At 71.4% G+C, this 20522-nt stretch carries 17 protein-coding genes and 1 pseudogene; 5 read left to right on the top strand and 13 right to left on the bottom strand.

Annotated elements, in window-relative coordinates; genetic code table 11:
* Positions 1-43 precede the first annotated feature (43 nt).
* The 3 genes from GWI24_RS04980 to GWI24_RS04970 form a co-directional block, all read right to left on the bottom strand.
* Positions 44-496 carry a MarR family winged helix-turn-helix transcriptional regulator gene (locus GWI24_RS04980; RefSeq protein WP_210944668.1) on the bottom strand — a complete coding sequence of 151 codons (453 nt, stop codon included), beginning with the start codon at positions 494-496 and terminating at the stop codon, positions 44-46.
* Positions 496-1938 (bottom strand): MFS transporter, encoded by a 1443-nt coding sequence (locus tag GWI24_RS04975; RefSeq protein WP_210944667.1) that lies wholly within the window; start codon positions 1936-1938, stop codon positions 496-498. The genes GWI24_RS04980 and GWI24_RS04975 overlap by 1 nt, the downstream gene beginning before the upstream one ends.
* Positions 1939-2101: 163 nt before the next feature.
* Entirely contained in the window at positions 2102-3106 is a 1005-nt protein-coding gene (locus tag GWI24_RS04970; RefSeq protein WP_210944666.1) for a LacI family DNA-binding transcriptional regulator, read from the bottom strand.
* A 227-nt stretch (positions 3107-3333) separates the two neighbouring features.
* On the opposite strand from GWI24_RS04970, the gene GWI24_RS04965 reads away from it, so the two are divergent.
* The 3 genes from GWI24_RS04965 to GWI24_RS04955 all read left to right on the top strand — a co-directional run bounded on the left by GWI24_RS04965 (position 3334) and on the right by GWI24_RS04955 (position 9608).
* On the top strand, positions 3334-6327 hold the full coding sequence (locus GWI24_RS04965; RefSeq protein WP_210944665.1) for an alpha-L-fucosidase: 2994 nt from the start codon (positions 3334-3336) through the stop codon (positions 6325-6327).
* A gap of 22 nt (positions 6328-6349) precedes the next feature.
* Positions 6350-7816, top strand: a complete 1467-nt coding sequence (locus GWI24_RS04960) for a glycoside hydrolase family 28 protein (protein WP_210944664.1) — start codon at positions 6350-6352, stop codon at positions 7814-7816.
* A gap of 157 nt (positions 7817-7973) precedes the next feature.
* The gene (locus tag GWI24_RS04955) at positions 7974-9608 is read left to right on the top strand and encodes an alpha/beta hydrolase (RefSeq protein WP_210944663.1); all 1635 of its coding nucleotides are present in this window, start codon (positions 7974-7976) and stop codon (positions 9606-9608) included.
* A gap of 389 nt (positions 9609-9997) precedes the next feature.
* Here GWI24_RS04955 and GWI24_RS04945 read toward each other — a convergent pair.
* Positions 9998-10315, bottom strand: a pseudogene (locus GWI24_RS04945) (AraC family transcriptional regulator N-terminal domain-containing protein); the annotation flags it as partial.
* Between the two features lie 238 nt (positions 10316-10553).
* On the opposite strand from GWI24_RS04945, the gene GWI24_RS04940 reads away from it, so the two are divergent.
* Positions 10554-11954 (top strand): hypothetical protein, encoded by a 1401-nt coding sequence (locus tag GWI24_RS04940; protein WP_210944662.1) that lies wholly within the window; start codon positions 10554-10556, stop codon positions 11952-11954.
* Between the two features lie 30 nt (positions 11955-11984).
* Here the strand turns inward: GWI24_RS04940 and GWI24_RS04935 are convergent, their stop codons facing one another.
* From GWI24_RS04935 to GWI24_RS04900, 8 genes are all read right to left on the bottom strand, one after another.
* Positions 11985-12809: a putative hydro-lyase gene (locus GWI24_RS04935; protein WP_210944661.1), complete on the bottom strand. Its 825-nt coding sequence runs from the start codon at positions 12807-12809 to the stop codon at positions 11985-11987.
* Positions 12806-14131 (bottom strand): MFS transporter, encoded by a 1326-nt coding sequence (locus GWI24_RS04930; RefSeq protein ID WP_210944660.1) that lies wholly within the window; start codon positions 14129-14131, stop codon positions 12806-12808. Before GWI24_RS04930 ends, GWI24_RS04935 begins: the two co-directional genes overlap by 4 nt.
* Positions 14132-14426: 295 nt before the next feature.
* Positions 14427-14879 carry a VOC family protein gene (locus tag GWI24_RS04925; RefSeq protein ID WP_210944659.1) on the bottom strand — a complete coding sequence of 151 codons (453 nt, stop codon included), beginning with the start codon at positions 14877-14879 and terminating at the stop codon, positions 14427-14429.
* Between the two features lie 40 nt (positions 14880-14919).
* Positions 14920-15858 (bottom strand): biotin-dependent carboxyltransferase family protein, encoded by a 939-nt coding sequence (locus tag GWI24_RS04920; RefSeq protein WP_210944658.1) that lies wholly within the window; start codon positions 15856-15858, stop codon positions 14920-14922.
* The gene (locus GWI24_RS04915; protein WP_210944657.1) at positions 15855-16553 is read right to left on the bottom strand and encodes an allophanate hydrolase subunit 1; all 699 of its coding nucleotides are present in this window, start codon (positions 16551-16553) and stop codon (positions 15855-15857) included. The genes GWI24_RS04920 and GWI24_RS04915 overlap by 4 nt, the downstream gene beginning before the upstream one ends.
* Positions 16550-17353: a LamB/YcsF family protein gene (locus GWI24_RS04910; protein WP_210944656.1), complete on the bottom strand. Its 804-nt coding sequence runs from the start codon at positions 17351-17353 to the stop codon at positions 16550-16552. The genes GWI24_RS04915 and GWI24_RS04910 overlap by 4 nt, the downstream gene beginning before the upstream one ends.
* On the bottom strand, positions 17350-18054 hold the full coding sequence (locus GWI24_RS04905; protein WP_210944655.1) for a GntR family transcriptional regulator: 705 nt from the start codon (positions 18052-18054) through the stop codon (positions 17350-17352). The genes GWI24_RS04910 and GWI24_RS04905 overlap by 4 nt, the downstream gene beginning before the upstream one ends.
* Before the next feature lie 92 nt (positions 18055-18146).
* Complete coding sequence (locus tag GWI24_RS04900; RefSeq protein WP_210944654.1) at positions 18147-18896, bottom strand: dienelactone hydrolase family protein; 750 nt, start codon at positions 18894-18896, stop codon at positions 18147-18149.
* Between the two features lie 109 nt (positions 18897-19005).
* Between GWI24_RS04900 and GWI24_RS04895 the strand changes: the two genes are divergently transcribed.
* Complete coding sequence (locus GWI24_RS04895) at positions 19006-19488, top strand: MarR family winged helix-turn-helix transcriptional regulator (RefSeq protein ID WP_210944653.1); 483 nt, start codon at positions 19006-19008, stop codon at positions 19486-19488.
* A 73-nt stretch (positions 19489-19561) separates the two neighbouring features.
* On the opposite strand, the gene GWI24_RS04890 is transcribed toward GWI24_RS04895, so the two are convergent.
* Positions 19562-20449, bottom strand: coding sequence for a serine hydrolase (locus tag GWI24_RS04890; protein ID WP_210944652.1), 888 nt, complete (start codon positions 20447-20449; stop codon positions 19562-19564).
* Between the last annotated feature and the right edge of the window lie 73 nt (positions 20450-20522).

Genomic DNA, 20522 nt, shown 5'->3' with positions numbered 1-20522 from the left:
CATGTGGTGCGATGAGTTCAGCCGCGCGGACCACGCTCTCCGTTCAGCTCAGAAGCTTGGCCACCACGCGGTCGAGCGCCTGGATGTCCTCGAGCGGCAGGGCGAGCAGATCGTCAGGCGGGGTGGTGAGGATCGCGGTGGCGCGGGCGGCCAACTCCTGGCCGTCCTTGGTGAGATGGACCAGCTTGGACCGGCGGTCGGCCGGGTTGGTGATGCGGTCGGCGAGGCCGCGCCGTACGAGATCGTCGACGATGACGGAGGTGTAGGGCGGGTCCGCGCCCAGCCGCTCGGCCAGTTCGCGAAGGGTGATCGGACCGGCGGCGAGGCGGCGCAACGCTCTGACGCGGCTGAAGCTCATGCCGAGGCTCTCCGCGACCGCCTTGCGGCGGTCGTAACGCTCCATCAGGAGGGTGTTCAGCCCCTGCCAGGCTCGGGTCGCCGTCCTGGCGGTCTCGTCGTCCCCCTCGTGCGGCTCGTTGTCATGTGGGCGCTCCATCAGACGGTCACTGTCTCCTTGGTCTCCTCGGTGGCGAGCCGCTTCGCCGTGCGCTGGGCCGTTGCCCGCGCCCAGCGGCCGGAAGTGAGCGTACCCATGACCAGCACCGCGGCGCCGCAGCCGGCGATGATCCACCATGCCGTGCGTGCCGCGTCCGTGAAGGCCGCCGCGTCAGCGTGCACTCCCCCGGCCATCAGAGCACCGATGACGGCCACGCCGAGGGACTGGCCGGTCTGCCGGCTGGTGGAGGCCACCGCGGCCGCGACACCGGCCTGCGAACGGGGCATCCCCGAGACGGCGGTGTTGGTGATGGGCGCGTTGACCAGCCCGAAGCCGGTGCCGAAGAGCAGATACGCGACGACCAGCAGGGTCACCGGAAGGTGCTCGGAATAGGTGAGCGCCTGGAGCACGGCGCTCGCGCACAACGCCGCCCCGGCGAGCAGCAGCGGAGTACGCGGCCCCCGCGAGGCCACCATGCGGCCCGACACGGGTGCGGTCAGCAGCGCCATGACCGCCATGGGCAGCATGAACAATCCGGCGTGCAACGGATCGAGCCGCCGCACATCCTGCAGGTACAGAGAGCTGACGAACAGGAAACCACCCAGACCGGCGAACGCGGCGACCGCGATCACGGTGGCGCCCGAGAACGGCGCGGAACGGAAGAACCGCAGGTCGATGAGCGGGTCGGTGCGCCTCGGTTCGTACCACAGCAGCCCCAGCAGCGCGCACAGCGCCGCGGCCGCGCACCCGGCGACCACGGGAGAGGTCCAGCCCAGGTTCGGCGACTCGATGATCGCGTACGTCAGCGCGATGAGCAGCACGATGACGAGCGCCTGCCCGACCGGGTCCACTCGGCGAGCCCGCGGCGCCCGGGACTCCGGCACATACCTGCGGGTCAGGAAGAGTGCGGCAAGTCCGATGGGCACGTTGAGCCAGAAGATCGCCCGCCAACCGGCCGACTCCACCAGCGCACCCCCGATGATCGGACCGGCGGCCATGCTGATGCCCACGACGCCACTCCACACACCGATGGCACGGGCGCGTTCCCGGGGGTCCGTGAAGGTGTTGCTGATGATCGACATGGCGACGGGATTCAGCATCGACCCCCCGACCGCCTGGAGCATCCGCGCGACGACCAGCCAGCCGAGCCCAGGAGCCAGGCTGCACAGCAGCGAGGCCGCGGTGAAGATCACCAGCCCGGCCTGAAACGTGCGACGACGGCCCACCCGGTCGGCGGTCGAGCCGGAGAGCATCAACAGGCTCGCCAGCACCAGCGTGTACGCGTCGACCGTCCATTGCAGCCCGGACACCGATGTGTGCAGGTCGCGCTGGATGGAGGGCAGGGCGACGTTCAGGATCGTGTTGTCGAGACTGACGATCAGCAGGCTCATGCAGCAGATGGCCAGCACGAGCCATCGTTGCCGAGGAGCGGGATCCGGCATGAAGGGGCCTCCGTTTAATTGTGTTGTCATAATCATTATATAGACACAACTAAAGGGGGCCTGAGCCCCGGGGCCTGCGCCGCACGGGGGCGGGGCCGCCGCACAGGGTGACGTGGGTCGACGACCGGCCCGAGGACGGCCATGTCACCCGAGGCCAACCACATCAGGAAGACGCGCGTACCACCAGGCGTGGCACGATCACCGTCTCCCCCGTTCCGGCGCCGGTCATCTGCGCGGCGACCTGCCGCACCGCGGCCCGGCCGAGGAGTTCCTTGTCGACCGTCAGGGTGGTCAGCGGCGGGTCCACGAGCCGGCTCAGCGTCAGCCCGTCGCACCCGACGAACGCGCAGTCCTCCGGCACCCGCATTCCGCGGTCGCGGGCGCGGCGCATGGCGCCGATGGCGATCAGGTCGTTGTACGCGAGCACCGCCGTCGCCCCGAAGCCGCCGGCCAGCACGTCGTCCATGGCCGCCGCCCCGCCCTCGAGGGAGTTGGCCGCCGGGAACACCCACTCCTCGTCGGCGGGCAGCCCGTGTTCGGCGGCCGCGCCGAGGAACAGCGCGTGGCGGGTGCCGTGGCCGCCGGCGTCCGGGCGGCCGCGGTCGTCGAGCATCGCGATCCGCCGGTGGCCGCGCTCGACGAGGTGGCCGACCGCATGCCGCATACCGGTGGCGAAGTCGATCCGCCCGCCGCTCACGCTCGGCGGCCGGTGCTCGTTGTCGAGCAGGACGAAGGGCATGCCGGAGCGGTGGATGAGCTCGATGGCGCCGGGGTCGAGCAGGAAGGCGACACACGCGTCCACGTGGTCCACCACGGTCCGCGCCACCGCGGTCTCGCGTTCCAGGGCGGACCCGGTGCTGTAGATGGCGACCTGCCAGCCGCGCTCGTCGGCCGCCGCCAGCACACCGGAAACCACCTCGGGGAAGAAGGGGTTGAGCACATCCGCGATGACCAGGCCCAGCGTGGTGAGCCGCGGGCCGACCATGCCACGGGCGAACCGGCTGGGCCGGTACCCCATCGACTGGGCCACCCGCAGCACCCGCTGCCGCGTGGCGGGGTCGATCTCCGGTTTGTCGTTGACCGCGCGGGAGACCGTCTGCCGGGACACTCCGGCCGAGCGCGCCACATCCTCGATGGTGATGCGGCGCGGCCTGGCGCTCGTGGGCACGGGCCCCACCCCTCTCCCCACCCTCGGACGTGGTACGACGTGGCACTCGGGACCGCGCACGGGGTGATCCCCGAAGCGCTCCTCCTCGATAATCACCGCGGCGACGACGGGCGTCAACGGAACCCCACAGCGGAACACCCCAGCCTCGCACACATATTGACACGGCGGCCGGGTGGGCCGGACAGTGCTCCGTGAACGCTCACGGGAACGTTCACGGAGGACAGGACATGCCCACGCCGAGGATCCCGCTCCGCCCCATCCACATCCCCGCAACGCGCACCGCCGGTGCTGCCCGCACCGCACGCGCCGCCCGCGCCGCCCGCTCCCGGTGGCGCGCGCTGTGCGCGGCGGTCGTACTCGCCCTGGCCATCGGCCTTTTGGCCACCCCCGCCAAGGCCGAGGTCCAGCACCCCCGGCAGGAGTGGCTGCGCCAGTCCACCGCCGGTCTCTTCCTGCACTGGGGCATGTTCACCCACCCCCAGCACCGCGACTGCGCCACCTGGGAGCGCGATGTCACCGAGGGCGGCTGGAACGCCGACTACTGGGTGGACGAGGCGCGCAAGCTCGGCGCCTCGTACATCGTGCTCGCGACCTTCCACAGCCGGCTGGGCTACGCCCGCCCCTGGCCCTCGAAGATCCCCGGCAGCTGCGCCACCGAGCGCGATCTGCTCGGCGAGCTCGTGGCCGCGGCCAAGGCCAAGGGCGTGCACATCATCCTCTACATGACCGACGACCCGCAGTGGCACAACGAGTCGGGCACCGAGACGCTGGATTCGGCCGCCTACTCGAAGTACAGGGGCCAACAGGTGGACCTGACCACGCGCCGTGGCTTCGGCATGTACAGCTACGACCTGTTCCTCGAGGTCATGGACAAGTACCCGGATCTGTCGGGGTTCTGGATCGACAACGACAACGAGTACTGGGAGGAGAACGGTCTCTACGAGAAAATCCGCGAGCGCCGGCCGGACTGGCTGCTGAGCAACAACAACGAAGACACGCCGATCATGGACACGGTCAGCAATGAGCAGAAGACCGGCATGACCCCGGCGTACGACTACCCCGCCGCCGTGACCGTTCCCATGCCCCGGCTGACCGAGGCCGACTACAAGCTGCCGACCACCGGCGACTGGTGGTACGACGGCGGCGACCACGAGGTCGACGCCCGGCTCAGCACCGGCCGTTACATCACCAACGCGGGCTCCTCCATCAAGTCGCTCATGGCCGAAACACCCATGGTGAACGGCAAACTCCCGCCCCAGCAGGAGGAGTTCAACGACTTCATGGGCAAGTGGGTCGAGCCCGTCCGGGAGTCGGTGTACGGCGTCGAGGGCGGCGGCTACATGTACGGCGGTATGCAGCCCGGCTTCTGGAACGACGGCGCCCATGGCGTGGTCACCGTGGGCCGGGGCGAGAACGGCGACCGCACCCAGTATGTGCACGTGGTCACCCGGCCCCGCACCGACATGGTGCGGCTGGGCGACAACGGCTACACCGTGCGCCGGGTCACCGATCAGCGCACCGGCGAGGCGATGCGCTTCAGCCAGTCCGGTGGCCATCTGTCGATCCTCGGCATCCACGACTGGGATCCGTACGACACCGTCTTCAAGGTCGAGACCGACGGCCGACGGCCGCTCTATCCGCAGTCGGGGATCGGCGCCACCGCCACGTCCGAGCGCACCGGCCACCCGGCGGCGGACCTCGCCGACGGCGACTACGAGACCTACTGGGACAGCGACGGCAAGCTGCCCGTCTCCGTCACCCTCGACCTCGGCGCGCGCAAGCACGCCACGGCGCTGGCGGTGAACCAGCGCGAGTGGTCCCCGACGCACGCCAGGTCGTCCTTCGGCCGCCCCGAGGACTCCGCGCGCATCAAGGACTACCGCGTCTACGCCAGCGGCGACGGCAAGCGCTGGACCCAGGTGCGCTCGGGCACACTGCCCAGTGCGCGCGGGGTGCGCACCATCGACATCGGCGACCGGACCGCCCGCTATCTGAAGCTGGAGGTACGCAGCCTGTGGGGCGGTCCGCAGGCACCCGAGTTCTACAACCAGCTGCGCATCGACGAGATCCAGGTGGCGTACGGCCGCTCGAAGACCACCCGCACCGCGCTGCCGCTGGAGGCCGAGGCACGGCAGAACCGGCCGTCGGGCGCGGTCCACTCCGTGGCATGCGGCGCCTGCTCGGGCGGCCGGCGCGTCGACGGCCTCGGCGGCGGGCCGCGTAACTCCGTGACGTACCGCGACGTGCGCGCACCCGAACAGGGCGACTACCGGCTCCAGTTGGACCACACCGCCGCGGCCGACTCCGCCCTGTCGGTGAGTGTCAACGGCGCGGCACCGGTCGAGGTGCCCGTGGCCGCGGACAGCCCCGAGGTGCCGGAGAGCACGGCGGTGTCCGTACCGCTCAAGGCCGGTGCCAATACGGTGAAGGTGTTCAGCACCGCCCGCCGTGGCCCCGGCCTGGACCGGATCGCGGTGGCCCCGCTGCCCCCGGCCTCGTACACCCCCAAGACCACGCTCACCGTACGGCCCCACGGTCTGCAGTGGGTCGGCCCCGGGCAACGATCCTTCACCGTCACGGCGACGCTCCGGCTGGACGACGACGAGCAGCTCGGCAACGTCCGCCTCGCCCCCCGGCTGCCGGCCGGCTGGACCGCGGACGGCGGGCCGGTGACGGCCCGGTCGCTGCGGCTCGGCCAGACGGTGCGGGGCACCTGGACCGTCACCTCCCCGCCCGGCCAGGACGCGGGATCGGCCGACATCCCCGTCACGGCGGACTACGCGCTGCTCGGCCGGCAGAAGTCGGTCTCGGACCAGGTCCGGGTGCGGCCACTGCCCGCCGGCCGGATATGGGCGCGTGAGGCCGAGGACTCGGCCAACCAGTTCGGCAGCACGGGCATCACCGGCTGCGGCCCCTGCTCCGGGGCCGAGAAGGTGCGCAACATCGGAGGCAGCGAGCAGGCGGCCATGGTGTTCCCCGATGTGGTCGTCCCCAACGGCGGGGAGCACACGCTGCACCTCGACTACACGGTCAACGGCACCCGCTCGTTCCAGGTGAGCGTCAACGGCGGCCCGGCGGCCAAGGTGACGGTGACCGACACCGGGAACACCACACCACGCACGACCGCCCTCCCCGTCACCCTGAAGCCCGGCGCCAACACCATCAGGATCTCCAACGACACCGAGTCCGCGCCCGACCTGGACCGGATCTCCGTCAGCTAGAGCGTTGCCGAGGAGGCAGGCCATGCACCCGAGACCTTCCCGCCGCGCGGCACTGCGCACCGGCGGTCTGCTGGCGGCAGGCGCGCTGCTCCCGCCCCTGTCCGCGGAGCAGGCGTACGCGGCCACTCCGCACACGGGCATGGCCACTCCGCACACCGGCGCGGCCGCCGCCTGCACCGGGGCGTGGCGCGCGGTGCCGGGGATCCTGGACCGGATCAGGCCGCCCGCCTTCCCCCGGCGTACGTTCAGGGTCACCGACTACGGGGCGGTCGGCGACGGGCGGACGATGAACACCGCGGCGTTCCGGGCCGCCATCGCCGCCTGCCACCGCGCGGGCGGCGGCCATGTCGTCGTCCCCGAGGGCCGGTTCCTCACCGGCGCGATCCATCTGCGCAGCCGGGTGGACCTGCATGTCACCGAGGGCGCCACCATCGCCTTCAGCCCCGATCCGCGCGACTTCCTGCCGGTGGTGCTCACCCGCTGGGAGGGCACCGAGGCTTACAACTACTCGCCCTTCATCTACGCGTACGGCGAGCGGGACGTGGCGGTCACCGGCCGCGGCACGCTCGACGGGCAGGCGCGGCTCGGGCCGTGGGAGAGCTGGTACCGCGACAGCGGACCGCAGGGAGCCGACCAGAAGCTGCTGCGCGAGATGGGCTCCACGGGGGTGCCGGTGGCGCGGCGGGTCTTCGGCGACGGCCACCATCTGCGGCCGAAGATGGTGCAGTTCTACCGCTGCCGCAACGTCCTGGTCAGCGGCCTGACCATCGTCGACCCGCCGATGTGGACGGTACATCCGGTGCTGTCGAGCAACGTCACCGTGCGCGATCTCACCGTGGACAGCACGCTCTACAACACCGACGGGTGCGACCCGGAGTGCTGCTCCGATGTGCTCATCACCGGCTGCCGGTTCAACACCAACGACGACTGCGTGGCCGTCAAGTCCGGCCGGGACGAGGACGGCCACCGCGTCGGCGTGCCGAGCAGGAACATCGTCGTGCGCGACTGCCGGTTCTCCGGCCGCTGGGGCGGGATGACGGTCGGCAGCGAGATGTCCGGCGGGGTGCGTGACATCTTCGCCGAGGACTGCGAGATCAACCCTCCGGACTTCCCCGGCCGCTACCCCGTCAAGTACGCGCTGTACGTCAAGGCGAACAAGAAGCGCGGCGGCTCCATCGACGGTGTGCACATCCGGAACTTCACCGGGCAGGGCGTGGAGCGTGACATCGCCTTCGTGACCATGGACTACAACGGTGGCGAGGACGGGACACTGCCGGTGTCCGTGCGGAACATCCACCTGGACCGGATGGAGATCGACGGCGCCCAGACCGTGCTGCGGCTGGTCGGCCTGGAGACCGACCATCTGCGTGGTGTGCACCTCTCCCGCTCCACGTTCACCGGCATCCGCAACCCCGACAGCGTCGCCCACACCGACGACCTGACCTTCCGACGGGTGTTCGTCAACGGCCAGGAGGTGCCCCAACCCTGAGGGCGGTGCGGGCGGGCCGTACAACCAGGGGACCACACACCGCCGTCACATCCCCCCCAAGAGGGAGGGGAGTTGGGGACGCACGGCCGATGTTCCCCGGTGCACATCACCTGAATGATCGTTCCTGTCCCGATACGCGACCGGAAGGAACGATTTCGTGCGTAGACGAGGTCTCGCGCCGCTGTTGGCCGTCGGTGTCACGGCAACGCTGGCTCCCGCGCTCGCCACCTCCACGGCCGGCGCCGCCCAGACCGGCACCGCCCAGGCCGCCGCCCCGGCATCCGCCACCGCGAGCGCCCTGGACCCGTACGTCAAGCAGAAGCCGAAGTGGCAGCGGTGCGAGGCCGACGAACCGGCGGAGTACCAGTGCGCGACGATCAAGGTGCCGCTGGACTACCGGGCTCCCGGCGGCAAGCGGATCGACATGGCCATATCCCGGATCAAGACCACCACACCGGGCAAGCGGCACGGCGTCCTGCTCGCCAACCCCGGTGGCCCCGGCGGACCGGGGCTCGACATGCCGCTGCAGATGAAGAACATGCTGCCCGAGTCCGCGCGGCAGAGTTACGACCTCATCGGCTTCGACCCGCGCGGGGTGGGCCGGAGCACGCCCGTCACCTGCGGCTTGACGCCGGAGGAGGAGAACTGGCTGCGGCCGTACAAGGAAGCGACGTTCCACAAGGACGTCGCCTGGGCGCGGAATGTCGCGCGCAAGTGCCGTGAGAAGTCGGGCGCCACGCTCAAGCACATCACCACGCGCAACACGGCGCGCGACATGGATCTGCTCCGGGCGATCCTCGGCGAGAAGAAGCTCTCGTACTTCGGCTACTCGTACGGGACCTACCTCGGCGCCGTCTACACCCAGCTGTTCCCGAGCCGGGCCGACCGGGTCGTGGTGGACAGCGCGGTCGATCCGGCGCGCGCCTGGCGGAAGATGATCCAGTGGTGGGCGGAGGGTGCCGAGCCCGCGTTCGACCGGTGGACCGAGTGGGCCGCCGCGCGTTCCGAGAAGTACGGTCTCGGTGACACGCCGAAGAAGGTCGACCGGACGTTCTGGGACATGGTCCAGCGGGCGAACGAGAAGCCCATCGAGATGGACGGGGAGAAGTACACCGGTGACGACGTCCGGAGCATGATGCGCCGCGCGGTCTTCAGCGTGCGGGAGGGCACCGAACTCGTCGTGGAGCTGAGGAAGGCCGCGGCCGGCCGGCCCGCCTCCGCGAAGAAGCTCCCGGATCCGGCCGGAACGCCACGCCTGGCCGCCCGCTCCGCCGATGTACCGAGCGACAACATGACCGCGAGCTTCTGGGCCGTGGTGTGCAACGACAACTCGGCCGCCTGGTCCCGCGACCCCGAGAGCTACCGGCGGGACGCCATCGAGGACAAGGGCCGCTACCCGCTCTACGGCGACTTCGCGTCCAGCATCAAACCCTGCGCGTTCTGGGACAGTTCCGTCGAGCGGGCCACCGTCGTGAACAACAAGGTCGGCTCGCTGGTCGTGCAGAACGAGTGGGACTCCCAGACCCCGCTGCCGAGCGGTCAGGCCCTGCACGCCGATCTGAAGGGCTCGAGGATGCTGACGGTCCTCGGCGGCGAGGGCCACGGCGTCTACCCGAGCGGCAACGCGTGCACGGACGGCACGGTGGCGGACTACCTGACCACCGGCAAGCTGCCGGCGAAGGACGTGACCTGCGAGGCGACGGGCGACTCGAACGGCGGCGCCCAGGAGGACCGGAAGCGGGACGCCCGTCCCGGGGCCCCGCTTCCGCAGCGCTCCCCGGACCGCTTCTGACGGCCGGCACCTGACGCACAGGGGACGGGGCGGGACCTCCGGCAGGTTCCGCCCCGTCCGCGCCGGAGCTACGAGCACCGTGCCCGCCGGCGGGTCACTTCGCCTGGTCGAGCCGGACCGCGTCGGGACCGGCCGGGAAGCGCAGTCGGCCGGTGGTGTCGTGCACGGCTCGCCACACCGTCTCGGCGACGTCGCTCTCCTTGGTGAACACGTCCTGGCCCCGAAGTCGTCCATGGACTTCTTCGCGAACGCCGCGCAGGGCGCCGGGACCAGCTCCTCCAGCGGGACATCGTTCGTCGCCCTGGCCCCGAAGTTCGTCGTCAGGCAGGCGCCCGGCTCGACCATCTTCGCCCGCACACCGAAGGGCGCGGAACACCTCCCGCACCTGCCGCGTAGTGCTCGCGGATCCAGCGCACGGCCCGGGAGACATGGCTGAGGCCGCTGTCGGCCAGACCGAGCTGCCGAACCGTCACCCCCTGCTCGCCGGTGATCACGCGCCACAGGATCTCGCGCTTCACCAGCGAGACCCGGTCGCCCAGCGCGAGGCGTTTGCTCCCTTGGGCGATCACGGCGAGCACCATGCCGGACATGGCGGGCGCCGGCGGATCCGGCCGGTCGGCCTTCGAGACGAGGACGCCGTCGATGGCGGTGGTCCAGTCGGGCCGGGCATGCCGGGCCAGCAGGGTGCGGAGCTCGTCGAGGGACATGCGTCCATTGCAGCACCGCGGCTTCCTCCGGCCGTGCACATGATGGCCGTGCACATGATGAGCCGTGCACGTTAAGAACGGAACTCCCCGCTCAATGGTGTCGGCGGAACCGGTGTCCCTACCATCGCAACGCCTGGCGCGAGGGAGCGCCACTGAGGTCAGGAGCGTTGCTGTGCACAGCTCGAGTCGGAACGTACCCTCCTCCTTTCCGCGAAGCCGTACGCGTGTGCGGCGTACCGTGGCATCGGCCGTCGGCATCGCGGGCATCGTCGCGGGGACGCTGGGCAATGCCGGTCCGGTCCAGGCGGCCCAGCCGCGCCCCGCGCCGGTCACGTGCCCGGCGAACGTGGGCGACAAGGCCACGTGTTACACGGGCGAGGACAGCAACGGGGCGTACTACGCGATCGCCATTCCGAAGAAGTGGAACGGGTCGCTGATCGTCCACTCCCACGGCGGGCCCGACCTGGGCGACGGGTCCGATCCCGAGCGGAGCGTCGGCGACCTGGACCGCTGGTCGGTGATGGTGTCCGAGGGCTATGCCTGGGCGGGCTCGTCCTATCGGCGAGGTGGCTACGGAACGCGTATGGCGGCCGCGGACACGGAGAATCTGCGCCGCCTGTTCGTGGCGGACTTCGGCAAGCCCGAGCGGACCTATGTACACGGCCAGTCCTGGGGCGGAAACGTCGCCGCCAAGGTCGTGGAGACGTACGGCAGGAAGAACGGCCCCTACGACGGCGCCCTCCTCACCAGCGGCGTCCTGGGCGGCGGCTCCCGGGGCTACGACTATCGCGTCGATCTGCGCGTGGTCTACCAGTACTACTGCCGCAACCTGCCCCGCCCCAGCGAGCCCCAGTACCCGCTGTGGCAGGGGCTGCGTCCCGGGTCGACCCTGACGACGGCCGGGCTGCGCGCCCGCCTTCAGGAGTGCACCGGCTACGCCTCCGCCCCCGAGGAACGCACCGCGCCGCAGCAGCGCAACCTCGACGACATCCTCGCCGTCACACGCCTTCCGGAGCGGACCCTGGAGTCCCACTTGCGCTTCTCGGTGTTCACCTTCCGCGACATCGTGCACAGTCGGCTCGGCGACCGCAATCCGTTCAGCAACCAGGGCGTGTGGTACTCCGGTTCACACGACGACACGGCGCTGAACGCGGGCGTCGAGCGCTTCTCCGCCGCCCCCGACGCCCGGCGTGACCTCTCCTACGACAGCGACCTCACCGGACGCGTATCCATCCCGGTGCTGACGATGCACGCCATCGACGACCCCACGGCATTCGTCGAGCACGAGTCGGCGTACCGGGCGACCGTCGATGGCGCGCACCGCGGGAAGAACGTCGTGCAGACCTTCACCAAGGAGAGCGAACACAGCGAGCTGAGCAACGCGGAATACGCCGATTCCATCGCCGCGCTGGACTCCTGGGTGCGCACGGGAAGCAAGCCCACACCGCGGTCCATCGCGTCCGCATGCGCCACGTTCGACCGCGTCTACGGCACCGGGTGCTTCTACGACTCCGCCTTCCGCCCCAAGCCCTACGCCTCTCATGTCCGGCCCCGGCCGGGCGGGCTGACCTGGCCGGCCATGACGTCCGCCCAGGAGCGTGCCTGGAGCCGGATCGACGGCGTGGGCATCGCTCCCTGAAACACCCGCCGCCGGACCGCGGACGGCCGTTCACCCCGGTGCCGGGCCCGCGTCGACGGTGTGGTCGAAGACGAACATGTGGCCCGGGTAGTGGGTGATGGCGTACGGGGCCCGCGTGGCGGGGAGCGCCAGTTGGGGTGTCACCCCGCAGGCCCAGAACACCGGGACGTCACCGTCCTCGACGACCGGGGAGGGGCCGAAGTCCGGCCGGGCCAGGTCGGCGATGCCGAGCGCCGCCGGGTCGCCGATGTGCACCGGCGCCCCGTGCCCGGCCGGATAGCGGGCGGTGATCTCGACGGCGCGCGCCACGAGGCGAGCTGGTATCGCGCGCATGCTGACCACCAGGGGTCCGGACAGCCGTCCGGCGGGGCGGGTGGCCACGTCGGTGACGTAGACGGGCGGCGCCGCGGACTCCGGCGCGTACCGGACCGGGACGCCCGCCGCGCGCAGCGGGCCCTCGAAGGTGTGGCTGCAGCCGAGGAGGAAGCCGACCGCGTCCGGGCGCCAGTGGGCGGTGATGTCGTGTGGTTCGGCGGCGAGTTCGCCGTCGTGCCAGACCCGGTAGCGCGGCAGGTCCGTCCGCAGGTCGGCGACGGTCGTACCGAGCCGCACCACCGGGTCTCCCGGCTCGGTGACGGCGAGGACGGGGCAGGGCCCGGGGTTGCGGGTGCAGTACAACAGGAAGTCGAAGGCGAGGTCGCGCGGGACGATCACGAGGTTGGCCTGCTGGTACCCGTCCAGCAGACCGGCCGTGGGCCCGGTCCACCGGCCGTCCGCCACCAGGCGCCGCAGCGCCGCCGGGGTGGCGGGCGTGTCCCCGGGAGGGCCGTCTCCCGAAGGGGCGGGGGCCGTCACGCCAGTTCCCCGTGGCTGGACTCGGTGACGGTGCGCAGCGTCAGCAGGGCGACGACCACGGTCGCCATCAGCAGGAAGCCCGGGGCGAGCAGACTGCCGGTGGCCGAGATCAGCCAGGTGGACAGATAGGGGCTGAGCCCGCCGCCGACGATGGTGCCGATGTTGAAGCTGAACGAGAGCCCGGTGTACCGCACCCGGGTCGGGAACAGCTCGGCGTACGTCGGGTACGTGACGGACTGGACGACCGGCATCGGCAGGGCCAGCACCACCATGGCCGCGACGGCGAGCGGGAAGCTGCCCAGCCCCATGACCAGCATGGCGGGGACGACCAGGACCGCGTACCCGGCGAAGCCGACCGTGATGAGCCGCTTGCGTCCCCACCGGTCCGACAGCGCCCCGCACACCGGCATCAGGACGGCCACGAAAAGGCTGATCCCGCCCATGATCCAGAAGGTGGAGTCCTTGGGGTAGCCGAGGTCGGTGGTCAGGTAGATGTTCATGAAGATCAGGCCGACCCAGTAGCCGCAGTTGGAGCCGATGGCCAGCAGGGTCACCTTCAGCACCGGGCCGCGGTGGCGGGTGAACACCTCGGTCAGCGGCGCCTTGGCCGTGGCCCGCTCCGACTTCGCCGCGAGGAAGCTCTCGGAATCCGCGAGCCGGTTGCGGGCGATCAGGGCGACGGCGATCAGGGGCAGCGAGAGCAGAAACGGTATCCGCCACCCCCAGGCGTCGAGCTGGCGCTCGCTCAGCGCGGTCGTGGTGACGCCCGCGACCAGCGCCGCGGCCCCGCCGCCGAGGGCCACCCCGACCGGGGTGAAGGCCCCGAAGAAGCCGCGCCGCCCGGCCGGGGCCGACTCGGCGAGATACGTGGCCGAACCGGTCACCTCACCGCCCGCGAAGAACCCCTGCGCGAGCCGCACCACCAGCAGGGCGACGGGCGCGGCCACGCCGACGGCCTCGGCCGTGGGCAGCAGCCCGACGGCCGTGGTTGCGCCGCCCATCCCGGTCACGGTGAGGATCAGTACGGGCTTGCGGCCCACACGGTCCCCGAGCCGGCCGAGCACAATGCCGCCCAGCGGCCGCATCAGGAACGCGCTGCCGAACACCGCGAGCGTGGCCAGCAGGGCGGCGGTGGGGTCGTCCCCGGGGAAGAAGTGCGGGCCGATGACCACGGCCAGATAGCTGTAGACGCCGAACTCGTAGTACTCGATGGCGGTGCCGGCGGCCGCCGCCAGCGCCGCCCGGCGCGGGCCGCCGCGCGCCGCGGTGGCCGTCTCCCCGGTGTCTCCGGGTGCCGTTGAGGCCGTTGATACGCTCGTCATGGGTTCCTCCGGGTCTGACATGTCCTTTGGCCGGGATGTGCTGTCAGTGCCGCCGGTACGGCGCCGGGGGCCCGTACGACGGTCATCCGCGGGACCAGTCCTCCTGCTGATGACCGTCGTCCTGCCGGGCCGGGCGCCGCTGCGCCGGTGGGTCGGTGGGTCGCTGGGTCGGTGGGTCGCTGCGCCGGTGGGTCGGTGGGTCGCTGGGTCGGTGGGTCGCTGCGCCGGTGGGTCGGTGGGTCGCTGGGTCGGTGAAGACTGCCGGGCGGATGAGGACCGCCGGGCGGGTGGCGGATCAGACGGCGAAGAGCTGTCCGAGGTCGGCGAATGCCTTGAACTCCAGCGCGTTGCCCGCCGGGTCGAGGAAGAACATCGTCCACTGCTCACCGGGCTCGCCCTGGAAGCGGACGTACGGCTCGATCACGAACTCCGTGCCCGCCGCGGTGAGCCGCTCGGCCAGCTTCTGGAACTCCGGCACCGGCAGCACCAGGCCGAAGTGCGGCACCGGCACCTGGTGGCCGTCGACCGGGTTGGTCCCGGCGATGCCGTCACGCGGCGTCCCGGACGGGCCGTCGCCGACCTGGTGGGTGACGACCTGGTGGCCACCGAAGTTCCAGTCGGTCCACTTGGTGTCCGAGCGGCCCTCGGCGAAGCCGAGCACCTTGCCGTAGAACTCCCGGGCGGCCTCGATGTCGTCCACCGGGATGGCCAGGTGGAAGGGGACGAGGGAGTCGGGCTGAGCGGTCATGTGCGTGTCTCCTTGAGGTTTCTCAGGGTGTTTCAGGGGGTCAGTGGACGGGGGCGAGCCGTAGCTCGTCCCCGGGGAGGGTCTGGCCGACGAGATCGACGTCGGCGTCGGTGACCACCCCGATGACGGGGTAGCCGCCGGTGACCGGATGGTCGGCGAGGAAGACGATCGGCTCGCCCGACGGCGGCACCTGGATGGCACCGCGCACCGTCCCCTCGCTGGGCAGGTCGACCGAGCCGATGGCCAGCGGCGGTCCGGTCAGCCGCGCGCCCACCCGGTCGCACTGGGCGGAGACCCGCCAGGGCGTGGTGGTGAGCCGGTGCCGGTCCGCGGCGTCGAACAGCTCGTGCCGCGGGCCCCAGCGGAACCGGACGGTGGCCGGGCCGCCGCACGGGACGACGCTGAACGCCAGCTCCAGCGGGATCGCCGGGACCGGGCGCACCGGGCCCAGTCCGTACTCCGCCCCGGCGCGCACCGGGTCGGGTCCGAGTCCGGTGAGGGAGTCGCGCGAGGCCGACCCCAGCACCCGCTCCGCCTCGATCCCGCCGGAGACGGCGAGGTAGGTACGGCAGCCCGCCCAGGGGCGGCCGATGGCGAGCACCGATCCGGCGCGGAGCCGCAGCCGTGGCGCGCCGTCGACCGGCACCCCGTCGACCGTCAGCGGCGCCGGGGCCCCGGTGACCGCCACATGGCGAGTGGTGGAGAGGGTGATCGCGAGGCCGCCGAGGGTGACCTCCAGGGCCGGGGTGTCCTCCGGGTTTCCGGCCAGCCTGTTGGCCAGCCGGAAGCTGCGCCGGTCGGCCGGACCGGAGGCGGGCACACCCAGATGGGCCATCCCCGGACGGCCCAGGTCCTGCACGCTGGCCGCCGGCCCCGCCTGGACGACCGTCAGTACGGCGGGTTCCGGGCCGGTGCCGGGGTCCGGTGGCCAGTGCCGGGTGCGGACCCGGCGGCCCGGGGCGGCGGAGGTGACCGTCATGGCGTCACCGCCTCGAAGACCACCCGGTCGCCGACCGCGAGCCGGTTCGGCGGATCGGCCGTCACGTCCCACAGCCGGGTGGTGGTGACGCCGATCTGGTGCCAGCCGCCGGGAGTTCCGCCGGGGTAGACCACCGTCTGGTTCCCGGCGATGGCCACCACCCCGGCGGCCACCCTCGGGCGCGGGCTGGACAGCCGGGGCAGCCGGAGGCTCTCCGGTACGCCGTCCAGATACGCGAAGCCGGGCGCGAAGCCGAAGAAGCCGACCCGGTACTCCCCCGCGCCGTGCCGCCGCGCGACCTCCTCCGGGACCAGGCCGAGGCGTTCGGCGACCTCGGGCAGGTCGGGTCCGTCGTAGCGGACCGGGATCACGATCCGCCTGCCCGGCGGCGGTCCGGTGCGGTGGGCGCCGGGCCCGTCGAGCACGCTGCGCAGCCCGGCGGCGAGCTTGCCCATCCCGGCGGCGGTCTCCGCCACCACCAGCACGGTCGTGGCGGCGGGCACGACCTCCCGCAGCCCCGACGCCCAGGGCTGGGCGCGGATCGAGGTGGCGACCTCGGTGGGGTGCCGGTCCGTGCACTCGATCAGCCAGCCACGGTCGCCGGCTCTCTGCAGAATCGTTTTGCCTGACGTTGCCTTCACAGACGTCACGTCCGCCGGGGGCACATTCGCCGGGGTCACGTCCGCCGGGGTCACGGCCGCACCCTGACCCGGTCCGCGACGGCACCGGGCGGGCCCACCGCGACACCCCCCGACGCCAGCGCCTCCCGTACGGCGGCGGCCAGCCCCGCCGCGCCCGGGGTGTCGCTGTGCACGCACAGCGCGGCGAGCTCCCCGCCGTCCGGGGCGATCCGTACGACACTGCCGCTCACCGAGACCACGGTCCCCGACTCCGCCATCCGCAGGGCGCGTTCGGCCGCCTCGGCCGGGTCGGTGATCAGGGCGCCGGGCGCGGACCTGGGCACCAGCAGCCCCTCGTCGGTGTAGCCGCGGTCGATGAACCCCTCGGCCAGCGGGCGCACCCCGGCCTCCAGCGCCCGCTCCCAGACCGCGGTGCGCGGCTGGCACAGCAGCGGTAGTGCGCGGTCGTACAGGGTGACCGCCTCGACGATCGCGGCCGCGTGCCCGGTATGCCGGGCCGCCGCGTTGTAGAGCGCGCCATGGGCCTTCACATAGCCGACGCGACCGCCCGCGAGCCGGGCGAACACCTCCAACGCGCCTATCTGGTACAGAAGTTCGTTGACCAGCGTGGTCGGCGGTACGTCGATGAAGCGGCGGCCGAAACCGGCCAGGTCGCGGTAGGAGACCTGGGCTCCGATGGCCACGCCCCGGGCGGTGCTCGCCTCGCAGGTGCGGCGCAGGATGTCGGGGTCGCCGGCGTGGAATCCGCAGGCCACGTTGGCCGCGGTGACCTGATCCAGCAGCTCGCCCTCGTCGGCCGGCCCCCAGACCCCGAACCCCTCGCCCACGTCGGTGTTGAGCGCGAGGGCGGTCACCGGGCCGACTCCGCCCAGTACGCCTGGAGGGCGCCACTGCTGTTCTCCCAGGCCGTGTGCAGCCCGTCCTGGCCGCCGTCGATGTGCGCCGTGATCTGCCGGGCCAGCTCCTCCGCGTCCCCGTCGGCCAGCGCCTGGACCATCGCGGCGTGCTCATGGTGGACCCGGCCGTACGCCGAGGTGCCATGGACGTAGAACCGGGAGTACGGCTCCAGCCGGTGGTACATCTGCGAGATGATCTCGTAGCGCATGGGCAGCCGGGACAGCCGGTACATGTCCAGGTGGAAGGCGAGGTTCGTCCGCGACCAGATATCGGCGCCGGACCCCGCGGCCCGCTCCATCGCGGTCGCCATCTCCTCGAACCGGCTGATGTCGCGCCGGGAGACCCGCTCGGTGACATGCTCGGCGAAACTCGGCTCGATGAGCCGCCGCAGGTTGTAGATCTCGTCGATCTCCTCGAGGTCCAGCACCGTGACGAACGTGCCGCGGCCCGGCGTCGAGCGCAGCAGACCCTCGCTCGCGAGGGTGCGCATGGCCTCCCGCAGCGGGATGCGGCTCACCCCGAAACGGTCGGCGAGTTCGTCCTGGACCAGTCGGTGGCCCGGCGGGTAGACGCCCTCGACGATCAGCCGGCGCAGCTCGTCGGTGAGGGCGTCGGCGCCTTGGGCATCACCGCGGCGGCCTCTGTCTTCTCGGCTCATATACTGTGTATACAGTGGATGCACCGGGTGTGTGAAGGGGTCGGACCGCAGGAAATCCGTCCGTCAGGTCCGCTCTCCGGGCCGGAGCCCCCTCAGCCGTCGGCCAGGGCGCGGCCCAGGAGCGGGAGCAGCCGGTCCCAGTGGCGTTGCAGTGCCGAGGAGTTGAAGGCGTCGGTGTCGGACATGGTGAAGCCGTGGACGGCGCCGGGGTAGATCTCGGTGGTGTAGGTGACACCCGCGGCGTCCAGTGCCTGGTTGAGTTCGCCGATGGCGTCGGGCGACATGTCGCCTTCGGCGAGGCCGATGTGGACGTGTGCGGTGAGGTTGGGGACGAGGCGGTGCGGGCTGTCGGGCGCGTCGGTCACCAGGAAGCCCGGGTGGAATCCGGCGACGGCGGCCACCTGGTCGGGGTGGGCCGTCGCGGTGCGCATCGCCAGGGCGGCGCCTATGCAGTAGCCGATCACACCGACCGGTCCGGCGCCGACCTCTGGCCGGGCGGTGAGGAACCTCAGGTAGGCATCGGCGTCGCGCAGGATCCGTTCGGTGGTGTGCGCCTCGATCAGGGGCATCAGCCGGCCGATGATCGCGGGCCGGATCTCCTCCCCGATGTGCTCGGGAAGTTCGATCACCGGTGCCGGGCCGTGCCGGTAGACGAAGTTGGGGACGAGCACGTAGTACCCGTGCCCGGCCAGTTCGCGGGCCATCTCCCGCAGCACGGGCCGGATGCCGAAGGCGTCCGGGTACAGCAGCACCCCCGGGTGCCGCTCGCCACCGTCGGGGAAGGCGGCGAAAGCGTCGGCCTGACCGTCCGGGGTGGGAATCCGCAGTGTTGTGGTGGGCAAGGTGTTCCTTCCGTGGAGTTCGCTCAACAAACGTTTGTCGCACTAACGTTGCCGGCGCGAATGAACGTATATCGTTAGTCGGACTAACGCAATCGCTAAGATGAGCGCCATGACCAGAGCCGAAGCCGCGGACGTCCCCGACGACGGCGGGCCCCAGACGCCGGACCGGCTGCGTCGACTGGCGAGCCGACTGCTGTCGCAGCTGACCACGCGGTCGGACCGGCTGATCAACGAGGGCCTGGCCCAGGCCGACGCCCGCAAGTGGCACTACGCCGTGCTCGCCTCGCTGCAGGAATACGGCCCGGGCAGCCAGGCGACGCTGAGCAGGCGCACCGGTATCTACCGCAGCGACATGGTCGGCGTGCTCAACGAACTGACCGAGCGTGGCCTCGTCGAGCGGGCGCCGGACCCGGACGACCGGCGCCGCAACACCATCACGATCTCCCCCCGAGGCCGCCGCCGACTACGCCGCCTCGACAAGGTCCTGGACGAACTCCACGACGAATTGCTCGCGCCGCTGAGCCCTGTCGAGCGCGACCAATTCGTGGGGCTGCTCACCCGCTTGCTCGACCACCACACCCGGACCTCCTGACCCCGATGGGCTCGGCCCGGTGCGGCCTGCCTCTTCCGGCACGGCGTGGGAGGAGCTCCCCGGACTGACCAGGCTAGGGCCGAGTGCTGGACGCGGGCGCGTTGAGGTCCTGGTGTACCGCGCGGGCGATGCCCTCGATGTTGGCGACGCCATCGTCCATCGTGGCGTTGTCCTGCGAGAGCACCGTGATCGTGTAGTCGTGGTCGCCGCCGGTGAAGGCGCCGAGGCTGTGCACCCGCCAGCCGTTCGTGGCCCGCTCCAGCCAGCCGTTCTTCACATGCACCTGTGCGTCCCCCGGCGCGCCGGCCGGGGTCCCCCAGCGCTGCGAGGGGATGACCTCGCTCATCAGCTTCAGGATGTAGCCGCGGGAGTCCTCGTCGAGCACCGGGTTCGCGTGGGTCACCAGGTTGAGGAGCTTTTCCTCGTCGTTGGCGGTGATCTGGGTGAGCCCCCAGTGCCCCTCGCTGTCGAGGACGGTGTTGGTCATCCCCGCGGCCTGCAGAAATCCGTTGATCTTGGCCGCCCCGAGCTGCTTCCACAGCGCGGTAGTGGCATCGTTGTCGGACTTCGTGATCATGGCGGTGGCACGGTCCTTCTCCTCCTGCGTCAGGGCGCGATCGTCCTTCTGCGCGTCCCACAGCAGCGTGGCGAGCACGGTCACCTTGACCGTGCTCGCGGAGTCGAACGTCCGGTCCGCATCGAGAGTGCAGGTGGTGTTCGTGGTGCGGTCGTGGAGGCTGATAGCCGTCGTGGCGGTGGAGCCGTCCAGTGCCGCGTTGATGTCCTCGGAGAGCTTGTCGGCCAGCCCCGGCTGGTCCGAGGTGCAGATCGCCGCCTGCGGGGTGGCAGCGTGAGCTGATCCCACCGAGGCGATCGTCGGCACGAGTGCCCCGGCTGCCAGCGCCGCTCGTGACGCCAGCGTGGTCCGGGGAAGCCGGGATATTCGTCGGTGTCGCCCCATGTGTGCTTGTCCTTTCGCTCGTGGGCCGGTTCATCACGCGGGGCCTCCGCTCCGTCGCGAGGCATCCCGGTGC

Source organism: Streptomyces sp. MK37H, from assembly GCF_018035285.1.
In the GTDB taxonomy this organism is placed as follows: Bacteria; Actinomycetota; Actinomycetes; order Streptomycetales; family Streptomycetaceae; genus Streptomyces; species Streptomyces endocoffeicus.
Note: the sequence above shows the minus strand (reverse complement) of the source record. Positions and strands in the feature narration are given on the sequence as shown.